The 12,435-nt window shown below is 39.1% G+C and carries 11 protein-coding genes and 1 pseudogene; 11 read left to right on the forward strand and 1 reads right to left on the reverse strand.

Annotation, left to right across the window (positions count from 1 at the left end):
- Window positions 1–215 precede the first annotated feature (215 nt).
- Together C7K43_RS11255 and C7K43_RS13480 are read left to right on the forward strand one after the other, a co-directional pair.
- Window positions 216–683: a discoidin domain-containing protein gene (locus tag C7K43_RS11255; RefSeq protein WP_124006919.1), complete on the forward strand. Its 468-nt coding sequence runs from the start codon at window positions 216–218 to the stop codon at window positions 681–683.
- Between the two features lie 146 nt (window positions 684–829).
- On the forward strand, window positions 830–1,138 hold the full coding sequence (locus C7K43_RS13480) for a M23 family metallopeptidase (RefSeq protein ID WP_226996790.1): 309 nt from the start codon (window positions 830–832) through the stop codon (window positions 1,136–1,138).
- Window positions 1,139–1,817: 679 nt separating this feature from the next.
- On the opposite strand, the gene C7K43_RS11265 is transcribed toward C7K43_RS13480, so the two are convergent.
- The gene (locus C7K43_RS11265; protein ID WP_124006921.1) at window positions 1,818–2,987 is read right to left on the reverse strand and encodes an AI-2E family transporter; all 1,170 of its coding nucleotides are present in this window, start codon (window positions 2,985–2,987) and stop codon (window positions 1,818–1,820) included.
- Window positions 2,988–3,179: 192 nt separating this feature from the next.
- On the opposite strand from C7K43_RS11265, the gene C7K43_RS11270 reads away from it, so the two are divergent.
- From C7K43_RS11270 to C7K43_RS11310, 9 genes and pseudogenes are all read left to right on the forward strand, one after another.
- A complete protein-coding gene (locus C7K43_RS11270) occupies window positions 3,180–4,256 on the forward strand; it encodes a glucosaminidase domain-containing protein (protein WP_226996660.1) in 1,077 nt (358 codons plus the stop codon).
- A 647-nt stretch (window positions 4,257–4,903) separates the two neighbouring features.
- Window positions 4,904–5,518, forward strand: coding sequence for a transposase (locus C7K43_RS11275; RefSeq protein ID WP_124006922.1), 615 nt, complete (start codon window positions 4,904–4,906; stop codon window positions 5,516–5,518).
- Window positions 5,401–6,165 carry a transposase gene (locus tag C7K43_RS11280; protein WP_124006923.1) on the forward strand — a complete coding sequence of 255 codons (765 nt, stop codon included), beginning with the start codon at window positions 5,401–5,403 and terminating at the stop codon, window positions 6,163–6,165. The genes C7K43_RS11275 and C7K43_RS11280 overlap by 118 nt, the downstream gene beginning before the upstream one ends.
- A 316-nt stretch (window positions 6,166–6,481) precedes the next feature.
- Entirely contained in the window at window positions 6,482–7,342 is an 861-nt protein-coding gene (locus C7K43_RS11285) for a hypothetical protein (protein ID WP_124006924.1), read from the forward strand.
- Between the two features lie 32 nt (window positions 7,343–7,374).
- Window positions 7,375–8,304 (forward strand): LCP family glycopolymer transferase, encoded by a 930-nt coding sequence (locus tag C7K43_RS11290; RefSeq protein WP_124006925.1) that lies wholly within the window; start codon window positions 7,375–7,377, stop codon window positions 8,302–8,304.
- A gap of 24 nt (window positions 8,305–8,328) precedes the next feature.
- A complete protein-coding gene (locus C7K43_RS11295) occupies window positions 8,329–9,120 on the forward strand; it encodes a YveK family protein (protein ID WP_124006926.1) in 792 nt (263 codons plus the stop codon).
- Between the two features lie 12 nt (window positions 9,121–9,132).
- Window positions 9,133–9,831, forward strand: coding sequence for a CpsD/CapB family tyrosine-protein kinase (locus tag C7K43_RS11300; protein ID WP_124006927.1), 699 nt, complete (start codon window positions 9,133–9,135; stop codon window positions 9,829–9,831).
- Window positions 9,832–9,846: 15 nt separating this feature from the next.
- Window positions 9,847–10,599 (forward strand): tyrosine-protein phosphatase, encoded by a 753-nt coding sequence (locus tag C7K43_RS11305; protein ID WP_124006928.1) that lies wholly within the window; start codon window positions 9,847–9,849, stop codon window positions 10,597–10,599.
- 12 nt (window positions 10,600–10,611) lie between these two features.
- Window positions 10,612–12,431: pseudogene (locus C7K43_RS11310) on the forward strand (polysaccharide biosynthesis protein).
- Window positions 12,432–12,435: the final 4 nt, after the last annotated feature.

Consider the following 12,435-nt stretch of genomic DNA (forward strand, 5'->3'; position numbering starts at 1 on the left):
TTCCCAGCAATGATCCACGAAAGATTACTTACTTCAAGTTTTGGGTTTTTGACTTTTGCGATCGGTAATCGCAGAAGTAATCCGCTAATCATTCGTCACTTTACCATTGCTGGAGACTTTTATCCCAGTTTATTTAAGCAAATATGTAATCGCTAACAACGATTTAAGGGTGATCGCGTAATAAATAGATTAAAACTTAAAAAAGGGGAGATAACATGAATAAAAAAGTGTTCTTTATTTTGTTAACATTTTGCTTCGCAACTTTTCTTTTTAATGGAAAGAGTGTGCATGCAGAAGATGCAGAGGGCTTACTTTACCAAAAGGATGTTACTTATTCAGGAGTAGAAGGGGGCAAGTCAGGTGATGATTGGAATTACCCTCAGTTTGTGGGAGAAAATGCAGTAGACGGGGATCCAACAACCAGATGGTCAGCAGATAAAACAGATGATCAATGGCTGGTTGTAGATATAGGTGAAGAAAAGAAAATCGGAGAGATTATTTTACAATTCCATGCAGAAAGCCCGCAATATGAAATATTAGCCTCAAAAGATGGGGACGATTATCAGTCGATTTATAAAGAAGAGGAAGGAGATAGCGGAAAAGAAGCCGAAAAACATATTGACGTAGACGATGATCTGACTGCACGGTATGTAAAATATCAACAGCATATCATGAAAAATTAGACGCGATTATTGAAACATACGACTTAATAAACTATGACGAGGCGGAAAAAGAGCTAGGAAATGAAAGCGGGGACTACATTACTCCTGTAGAAAAACCGACGCTGACCTCGCAGTTTGGTCAACGTGGAAGCGGATTTCACCGAGGAATCGATTTTGCTGCTGCAAAAGGCACACCGATTAAAGCAGCAAAAAGTGGGAAAGTGATCCAATCAGAATATCATCCCTCTTGGGGAAATTATGTTGCAATTAAACATAGCGATGGTTTAACCACCCTTTATGCGCACTGCAGTCGTAATATTGCCAAGGTGGGACAAACGGTTAAACAAGGGCAAACAATTGCTCTTCTCGGTTCAACAGGGAACAGCACAGGTCCCCATTTGCATTTTGAAGTTAACCGCTCACAAAACTTAGAGCAAAAGCAATTAATGAACCCACTACAAGTATTAAAAGAATAAACGATTCATTGCCAACTAATGCTGGTGATGAGAAAAAGATTGTCACTTTTGTACTCATTGTATGCACATTTGCGACAATCTTTTCTATTTTTATAATGACACTAAGGCAAATCAAGAAAGTATATTTTTCAAATGTTTGGGTCAAAATCAATTTATTACCCGAATATTTGGTTTTATTTATTGTAAGTAGTAATTATAAATAAATTGATAAAGCGTAGCTTATAGGCTGCAATTTGAAGAGGGATAGATAATACGAAGCGTCTGTTTTGCAAAAAATAAGAGAGGAGGTCGAGAAAAATGAGCAAAGTAGATCACTATATTGATCAGTATTCGTAAAATGATCCAAGCTTTAAGCAGGCGATGCGAGAAGAAGATACGATTACCAGCTTGCTCAGATCGTTCGTCAAATTCGTAAAAAAATGGGTTAACGCAACCTAAGTAAGCAGGGTTATCAGACGTTAATCGTGTGACCATTTCAAAAATCGGAAATGCGGACATGAATCCGTCTTTTACACTTGTATCGCGACTTTTAAATAGTATGCAAACAACTATTGAGTTCAAAACGAATAATAATGAAGAATTTTTTATAAGCTCTCTTTCAGCGTTGGGAAAATTTTGCCAGCGCTATTTTTGTGCCAAAAAAAGCCAAGCAGCTTTAGCCGCTTGGCTTTCTAAATCATCATTCACTTTGTTTATCTTCTTGTGTTTCATAGCTGCCTTTATCTTCGCTAAAGAAACGATTATACCGTCTTTTAAAGCGTTCGAAGATGTATTGTACGCCGATTTTAAGTAGGCTGTAAATGGGAATCCCAAATAAAACGCCGACAAAGCCGAGCAAATCTCCCATCACCAGTACGACTAATAAAATCGTAAGGAAGTGTAATTGTAATTTATCCCCCATCACTTGTGGCATTACGAAGTTACCATGGAGCGCTTGAATCACAAACCAAGCAACCACAAAGATCACTGCTTCTAAAAATGATTGTTGGAAAGCAATGATTAAACCAGGGAAAAAGGTAATAAAAGAGCCAATATAAGGCACAAGACTTAAAAGCCCGACTAAAAAGGCCATTACAGTTGCATAATTTAAGCCAATCAACAAGAACGTTCCCCAGTACATTAACCCTAAAACAGCACTGGAAACGAGTTGTCCTTTTAAATAAGCGCTAAGTTGTTCGTCACTTTTTTTGACCAACATTTTGAAATCTTCCCGAAAGTTTGGCGGGACAATTTTTAATACTGATTCAGAGAATTTTTCGGTATCTTTTAATAAGAAAAATGCCAGTACGGGTCCGATAAATAAAGTCATAGCTGTCGCAGATACTGCGGAGAAGACGCTGCCTAAACCAGATAACCCTTTTTGCCAATTGTCGCCTAAGGCTGAAAGAGTGCTTTGAATTAAATCATTTGCTGAACTGGCTAATTCATCCAGTTGGTCTTGGAAAGGTAATTGTCCGACGATCGCGCGGAAATTTTCTTGCACACTATCGAGCATAGAAGGAAATTGTTCTACGAATTCTTGGCCTTCTTGTACCAGTGAACGAATTCCGAAAAATCCCAATACACCAATCAGTAAAACAGCTAAGACATAAATTAAGGTGACCGCCCAAGTACGTGATATTTTCTTTTCTACCCAAGTAACAAAAGGTTTAAATATATAATAAATAATGACAGCGAAAATCATTGGGGGTAGAAATGAGACTAAAATTGTAATAAAAGGGACAAATATAAATGAGACTTTATTCACGAGAAAAATTGCAATGGCACTTAGAATAATTAAACCAAGTACATAATAGGAAGTTTTGCCTCCTAAAAATTGAATGAGTCGATGATGCCGTTTTTGTTCCATACTTTTCCTCCTTGTTAGGAATACAATTATCGCTCATTATAAGGGAAAACTAGCAACTATACAATCAATAACTATTTTTGTAATGAAAAAACTGAGCCCCTTAGCTAAAACTTTTTTGGTAATTAAAAAAGAAACGCGCTTTTTTTGCGTACTTCATTATGTACCAACAAAAATATTAAGGAGGCCTCGTCATTGAAACAAAAAATGCAGTGGAAGTTATTGTGGTTATTTACCATACCGTTAGGATTTAGCACGACAAATTTGGTGGCAGCTGATGAAATTACGATAATGGCAGAACAAGCAGCATTAGTCAAAGAGAAAAGTCAACCGAACGCCCAGCAAATAGAAATAAGCACTGGTAATATCTCACCCTCTAAAGAAAAAACAGAAGATGTGACGTTAAATTTTATTGAACAAATTGGGGAGACTGCGCGTGAAATTGGACAAAAAGAGGACTTGTATGCTTCAGTGATGATCGCACAAGCGACTTTAGAATCGGGCAGTGGACAAAGTCAGCTAAGTCAAGTTCCTTATTTTAATATTTTTGGTATTAAAGGCCAATATGAAGGTCACGGCGTTTCTTTACCAACACAGGAAAGTGATGGAAAGGGTCAAATGTATACTACTCATGCTACTTTTTGCCAATATGAAAACTATGAAGCATCATTAAAGGACTACGCCAAATTAATGAAAAACGGCTTATCTTATGATCCAATATTTTATCAAGGAACTTGGAAAACAGAAACGAGGGACTATACAGAGGCAACACGATTTCTGACCGGCCGTTATGCGACAGACCCTCATTACCAGGAAAAACTAGATAATCTAATTGAAACATATCATTTAACAAAGTATGACGAGGCCAAAAACATTGGAAACGAGGAAAGCGACTATATTCTTCCAACGGATGATGCTATTATTACTTCTACTTATGGCAGGCGTGAGCAAGGATTTCATCGAGGAATTGATTTAGCGGTAAAACAAGGAACAGACATTATAGCGGCAAAAGAAGGACAAGTAACACGCTCGGAGTATCACCCGTCTTGGGGAAACTATGTGACAATTCTGCATCCAGATGGATTGACAACCTTGTACGCTCATTGTAAACAAAATTTAGCTCAAGCCGGCCAGATAGTCAATCAAGGCGAAACGATTGCATTAGCAGGCAGCACGGGTCACAGTACTGGCTCTCATGTACATTTTGAAATCAATCGTTCGCAAAATTTAGAACAGAACCAACTGCTTGATCCATTGGAAGTGTTGAAATAAAAAAACACAAAAAATCAGTTAGGTAATGACATCTAGCTGATTTTTTGTACGAAAGTCAAAAAAATTTGACTTTTACTGACGTTATTTTTTTCAGTTAAATAAAACAACAGCGTAAAATATTTTCACAAAGAAATTTCAACCATCAATTTTATCAATAAAAAATGTTATGACGATATTCAAAAGTAGAGTATTTCCCTAAAATAAAGCCTAATACAGATTATTCTGACAATAAAAAACGTTATTGATTGTAATTTACCTATTTATTAAAATGTGAAAAAATAAAATGAAACAATTACCTTTTGTATTACTGATACCAGGTCATTTGTAAACGTTATTAAATAAAAGATAAAATAGTGTTTTTATCAAACCTTCGTTTTTTTAATCAATAAATTTCACAAAAAAATTTTTCTAGCATGAATAAATCGCGATGTTGAAAGTCCTTGTCTTACAAGGATTAACGATTGTAATAAAAAAGAAATCGGAAGGTAAAACCCTATGAAATGAGGATTTGGCCTTTCCGATTTCTATTTTTTTAGAATTTCACGGTATAAATGAAAATAGAAAAAAGAATCATAAGAAAAGCCGACAAATCGAGCGATTTCCACTATAATAGTAGTAACGACAAAACTAAATAGGAGGCTTTTCTTATGAATTCTGAAACTATTGTACCATACAATATCAACTTATTTGAAGATTTTGATTGCGGACCGCTTCAAGAGTTTGAAGCTCTATTAAATCAGATCCCTTACCAGCACTTGATCCAGGAATTAGATGACCGACGTGCGAGCGGACGCGATGATTGGCCGAACGACGCGATGTTTCGCTGCTGGATTGCGATGTTTGTCTTCCATCATCAAGGGCCCACGGAGTTAATCAATGAACTTGAGCGGAATCCTTTTTTACGTCATGCTTGTCATCTTGAACCACGCTACAATCGAAAAAACGGCCGCAAAAGTTTAGCTCCTAGTCCTTCAGCTTTCACACGATTTCAAAGGCGACTGATCGATGTTCAAGACCTGCTCGACGCCCTATTTGCCCATATGACCGAGGAGCTACAAGAAGCGCTCTCCGACCTCGGCGAAAGCTTAGCTTTGGATGGCAAAATTATTGAAGCCTATGCCCAAAGACCGCCAAAAAAGAAAAAATGCGAGGGCGCCGAGATCACGATGCCAATTATACCCAAAAGTCTTATACCTCTACGACAAAAGAAGGGAAAATCCAAACAAAATCCGCTTGGTTTTATGGTTATCGCGTGCATCTAATCGCCGATGCCAGATATGAGTTGCCCCTTTTATTTCGAGTAACACCCGCGGCGAATGGGGAAAAAACGGTGGCTAAGGAAATGGTGGCCCAAATGCCTTCCTGGCTGGCGGAACGTTGCGACCATTTATCCGCAGATAAAGGCTATGACGGAGGAAAATTACGCGAGATCATTGAAGATCGAGGGATGAAGCCGATCATCGATATCGTAAATCATTGGCAAGGAGAAAGCACCCGACAATATCAAGATACCGACTTCGTTTATACTTATAAAGGTGAAGTTTATTATGTGAGCCATCGAGGAAAGCTTATCCGAGCGCAATACAAGGGGTATCATGCCGCTTCGGACACCCTTCGTTATGAAACGCATCCGAAAAATGGGGCGGGGATTCATCGGGTTTCGATTCCACGCGCCGAAGATCCACGGGTCTTTAACTTGATCGGGCGGGATTCGAAAAAATTTCAACGTTATTATAACGAGCGCTCCGCCGTGGAACGGGTTAACGGCCGGATCGACCGCGATTATCTCTTTGAAGATCATCGGATACGGGGCTTAGCGAAAATGAAATTGCATGTGACCACCACATTTTGCTTGATGTTAGCGAAGAAAAAACGCGCCTTAGCCCAAGAAAAACGACCCGCGGCGTAACTCTCGCCATCATAAAAAAACACGGTGTATTTTTACCCGTGTCTTTCGTGCGCTCTTTTTTAAAGAAAGACTGTTCAAGAAAAAAAGAAAACGTTTATTTTTCCTTATTAAAATGGGAAAAAACGTGGATTTTCTTCTTTTTATTTCTTTTTTTATCTTTTTTACGAAAAAAATGAAGCAGCGCAAAAGATTCTAGCATAAATACCCCTTTTTATTTTTAAGGAATTTATGTATACTAGGTATGTTTATAGGGTTACTTACTTTTTATAATATAAGCAAGTTTATGTTTTGTGATAAAAGGGGTGTTTATTAATTAATGGAGAAGCCATTTTTAAAACATGCCAGTGTGCTGATAGCAGCGGTTCTTGCACTGGGGATTTGTGTAGGTGGTTACTATGTATCAAACCAAAAGCAATATCAACAACGAGTAGCTTATGCGAATGCAGCACAATCAAATGAAAAAGCAGTACTAAATGACTTAGAAAAACAAGTCAATGAGCTTTATACAGATGATGAAAAAGAGCTTCTCAAAGCAGAAACAACGTCAGCTGAAGTAGACAAATTAAGAACAGATCTTGATCGGGTGAAAGTGACAGCAGAAGATTTTCAAATTAAAGAAGAATCCTTGCCTGCGGATATGCAAGACTTAGCAAAAGAAAAGGAAGTTGTTGCTGATAGTTTGGCAGATGTCACAGATAAGCTTCAGGTACAAAATGAAGTTGATTCACTTTTTACCGAAGAAGTTCCGAGTTGGCAAAAGTTTGAAGATTCTGCGGTGGTAAAAGATGATCTTAAAAATGAAGAGGTCAGTGATATTACCGAAGAGCTTGGCTTTTTTGCGGAAGACCAATGGATGGATATCGTCCAATCCTACTTATCAAGTGCATCAGATCAAGTACAAGCAATAAATGAAATCCAAGAAAAGCTGGCAACCTATAAAGAAGAAGAGTTCAGCTATGATCAGTATGCAACATTATCTGAACAAATCGAGCAAGTCCGCAACCAAAAGCAACATGATAAATTTGAAGAAGCAGCGGATGAACTAGGCGAACGATTCGGTGTTTCGACTGAAGGCGCTGCGGCCGAAAGCGCAGAGGCAAACGTAAATGTTGAAGATGAAACGATTTATGTTGAACAAGGTGTACCAACAGAACCAGAAGATACTGAAGCGTATTAATTCATTGCTTCACTTAAATGGAGGAAAATGATATGGCAAGAAGAAGCCACAAGAAAACAAGTCGTGGAAAAAAAGTTTTCCGCGCGTTATTAATCGTTGTACTTATTTTAGTCTTAGCAATTGTTGGAGTAGCTGTCAAAGTATATTTAGATGTGTCTGGTTCTGTGGGCAATACTTATGAAAATGTTGATCGTGATAATTCGCGTAATATCGATTTTAGTGATGAAGATCCCTTTAGTATCTTGTTACTAGGAATTGATAGTGGTGATTTAGGACGAGAGGAACAAGGCCGTTCGGATACTTTAATGGTCGCAACAGTGAATCCGCAAGAAAATAAATCCACTTTAGTGAGTATTCCGCGGGATACTTATGTAGATATTGTGGGCGAAGATAAGCAAGATAAAATCAACCATGCTTATGCTTTTGGTGGAACTTCCATGGCAATGGATACGGCCAGTGAGTTCTTGGATATTCCAATTGACCACTATGTTTCGATTAACATGAAAGGTATTAAAGAATTAGTTGACGCTGTGGGTGGCGTGGATGTAAATAATGATTTGGAATTTACCTTTGATGACTATAATTATGAATTCGGTAAAATTCATTTAAATGGCGATCAAGCCTTGGGCTATTTACGGATGCGTCACGATGATCCAGAAGGAGATTATGGTCGTCAAGGACGGCAACGGGCTGTGGTGGAAGCCGTGGTAGATAAAGCTTTGTCCCTTTCAGGAGCAACTCAATATCGCAGTATTTTGGATGCTTTAGAGGGCAACATGAAAACTGATTTAAGCTTTTCAAATATGCGTACGATTGCTCTTGATTATCGCAATGCCTTTTCAAATATAGACCAATTGCAACTACAAGGAGAAGGCTTCATGCAAGATGGCGTTTCTTACCAACGGGTAGATGAAAACGAATTGCAAGAGGTTCAAGAGGCTTTACAAGACCAATTACAGTAATACCAAATAGAAAGTGGAGAAAAAATGGAAGAGACGATTAGTTTAAGAGAAATATTTGATATATTAAAACAACGCTACGCAATGATTTTAACCAGCATGTTTGCTGGACTTGCTTTAGCTGCGATCGTAACTTTTTTCATTATGACACCGCAGTACAGCTCCCGGGCGCAGATGATTGTGGCACTACCACAGGATGAGGGCACGGATGAAAACCTAAATACCGTGAATTACAATTTACAGATGCTAAACACTTATAAGGATATTATTGAAGAAGGCGATGCATTGGCAAGCACTGTTCAAGACCGCCTTGCTTCTGAGTATGATTTAGAGATGACCATCCGCGAAATTAAAGACAGCATGGAAGTCGAACAATCCGAAGAATCGCAAATGTTCTCGATTGTGGCAACTGGAGAAACGGCAGCAGACGCCGAACATATCGCAAATACAGCAGCGGAAGTTTTTCAAGACACCGTTCAAGACGTGTTAACCAACGTTGATAAAATTACGATCGTCTCTCGGGCAACAGCAAGTAATCGTCCAGTGTCGCCGAATAATACTTTGAACCTAGCTATTGGGCTTATTTTAGGACTTTTGGTGGGGATTGCCCTAGCTTTCTTAAGAGAAGTTTTAGACCGAACGGTGAAAGACAGCCGTTATGTTACCGATACTTTGGGTCTAACTGTTTTAGGGAATGTACCGAAAATGAGCCAAAAAGAAATCGAAGCGACAACACAAAAACTACGCGACACGCAGCGGTCAGATGATCAGGATAATAACACAAGTAGCGGCGGACGTCGTAGTCGCACTCGCGTATAGGAGGGGAAATTGATGATAAAAAAAGAACGAAAAACAACGCAGTCTAGTCCAGTTAGCCTAGTTTCTTTAATTGATCCTTCTTCTCCTGTAGCAGAACAATACCGTACAATTCGGACAAATATTCAATTTGCTTCCTCGGCGGATCAGCGAGTAAAAACGTTAGTGGTCACTTCTTCTGGTCCTAGCGAAGGGAAGTCATTAACTTCTGCGAATTTAGCGGTGGTATTTGCACAAGCTGGGCAAAAGGTACTGTTAGTAGATGCAGATATGCGTAAACCGACGATTCATAAAACCTTTCAATTAAGTAATGAAGCTGGTTTAAGTACGGTGTTAAGTACTGGAGTAAGTCCAGAAGAAATGGCACAAAAAACCACAGTGGAGAATTTTTCTATATTAACTAGCGGGCCTAAGCCACCGAATCCTTCAGAGTTATTAGGATCTGCTAAGATGACACAAATCATGGAAGAAGCGCGTAATCTATTTGATATCGTCATTTTTGATATGCCGCCGGTGGTTACTGTGACTGATGCGCAAATTATGTCTTCTAAAGCAGACGGTACCTTACTGGTCGTACGAGAAAACTGGACGCGCAAGGATGCATTAAACAAAGCGAAAGAACTATTAGCTTTAGTCAAAGCTCGTGTGCTCGGCGTCATTTATAATGGCAGCGAGCAAGATAAAGACAAAGCTTACTATTATTATTCCGATTAGAGGAGGATGTTTGTGATGATCGATCTACATTGTCATATCCTTCCAGGCATCGATGATGGCGCGGATAGTATGGGAACAAGTCTAGCGATGGCTAAAGAAGCTGTATCACAAGGGATTACACATATCCTATGCACGCCCCATCATAATAATGGACGTTACGAAAACTCAAAAGCGACGGTGGTTCAAGCCGTCGCTTTGTTGCAGGCAGAATTAGACAAAGAGCAGATTGCATTAACCTTATTCGAAGGACAAGAGGTTCGTATTTCAGGAGAGTTATTGCAAGAAATCAATAACGATCAGATCCTTTTTACTGATTTAGGAGATACTTACTTATTAATCGAGCTTCCTACGATGGATATCCCAGCTTACACCGAAGAGCTGTTTTTCGAATTAAGAACAAAGGGAAAAGTACCGGTGATTGTTCATCCGGAACGTAACGCTAAATTTAGGGAAGATCCCAATCGCTTGCTTCCTTATTTGGAGATGGGCTGTTTAGCCCAGTTGACTGCGCCAAGTTTGGTAGGAACATTTGGGAAATCCATTCAAAAGACTGCTCAAGAGATGGTAGAACATAACTTAGTACAAATGATGGCTTCTGATGCGCACGGCGTTCATAAACGCAAGTTTCATCTAAAAGAAGCTTATGAGTTAATGGGAAAGGAAAAAGCAGAATTAATGCAACAAGTAGCCAAAGATTTGGTCAACGGGGATCAGGTGAGTTATCCGTCCCCGGAAAAAGTGAAAAAGAGAAAGTTTGGTTTGTTTTAAGGAGATGTTGGTGTGTTTGCCTTAACACGGAAAAGGAAAATTGCGGTTTTAATTGGGGTTGATTTAGCGCTTATTGTCTTTGCGACAATCGCAGGGTATTACTTTTTAAATCCATTTATTTTGATCCCTGCTTCTTTTATTGGACGTTTATTAATTTCCAGTATGGTGCTGTATTTAATTTTTGGTTGGGCCTTTCGAGTGTTTACTCGAATTAATCGCTATACGAATTTAAGAGAAATCATAGCGATCCTTTTAGCAACCACTTGTACCGCTATTGGGAATGCCATTTATTTGATAAGTTTTAGTGAGGCTTTCAGCAAACGGCTTATTTTATTTACCTACATATTATCGGCTTTTTTCATTATTTGAGCCGTTTAGCGTGGCGTTTATTTGTCGAACGAAGAAATATGCGCCCCGCAGATAAAGACCAGCCCGTTAAACAAACGTTGATTATTGGCGCAGGTGAAGGCGGACGAGTCCTATATAATTCCTTTTTAGGCTCTAAAACAGCTACAGACATTCACGTGGTAGGCTTTGTCGATGATGACCCCAATAAACAAAATGTGTATTTATCAAATGTAAAAGTGTTGGGGAAAATCAAAGATCTGCCGCAGTTAATACAAAAATATAATATTGATATGGTGACAATCGCCATGCCTTCTTTACCCAGAAAAAAACTGCGCGAGATTTTTGACTTATTGGAAAATAACCAAGTAACGGTGAATACCATGCCGTCAATGGAAGAGTTGGCTGCGGGAAAAATTAACATTTCCAAGTTAAAAGAAATCGATGTGGTTGATCTATTAGGTCGGGATGAAGCTGAATTAGATGTGGATTCGATTAAAGATCAAATTACTGGTAAAACGATTTTGGTCACAGGAGCGGGCGGTTCGATTGGCTCTGAGATTACGCGACAAGTGATTAAATTTAACCCACGTCAATTGGTCTTGTTGGGTCATGGAGAAAATTCGATTTATCTCATTCATCGAGAACTGAATAGTCGATATAAAAACCAAACGACCGAGATTGTTCCTATTATTGCCGATGTGCAAAATCGTGAAAAAATCTTTGAAGTTATGAAGAAATATCAACCAGAAATTGTCTACCATGCCGCAGCTCATAAGCATGTTCCTCTAATGGAATTTAACCCAAAAGAAGCGGTAAAAAATAACATTTATGGGACGAAAAATGTAGCAGAAGCAGCGAAAGCTAACGCAGTCGAACACTTTGTCATGGTTTCTACCGATAAAGCCAACAATCCACCGAATGTTATGGGGGCAACGAAACGTATTGCAGAAATGATCGTGACAGGGATGAATGAAGAGGGTACGACGATGTTTTCCGCCGTACGTTTTGGCAATGTCCTAGGCTCACGCGGCAGTGTCATTCCGCTTTTCCGTGAACAGTTAGCCAATGGCGGTCCACTTACGGTGACCGATTTTCGTATGACCCGCTATTTCATGACGATTCCAGAGGCGAGCCGCTTAGTGATTCAATCGGGAGCCTTAGCCAAAGGTGGGGAGGTCTTTGTTCTTGATATGCACGAACCCGTGAAAATTGTCGATCTTGCAAAAAATATGGTTCGCCTTAGTGGGTACTCTGAAGATGACATAGAAATCGTAGAGACAGGCATACGTCCTGGAGAAAAATTGTATGAAGAGTTGTTGTTAGATAAAGAGCGCAGCGAAGAACAAGTGCACGATCAGATCTTTGTGGGCAATGTTAATGGCTATTCCTTAGATAAAGTCTTAGATTTTGTTAGTCATTTACCAGAAGATGATGAACAACTAGCATACGAAGTGGTCGGTTTTGCCAATAGTTCAAACAAGTAGAGGA

The organism is Tetragenococcus koreensis, assembly GCF_003795145.1.
GTDB lineage: Bacteria > Bacillota > Bacilli > Lactobacillales > Enterococcaceae > Tetragenococcus > Tetragenococcus koreensis.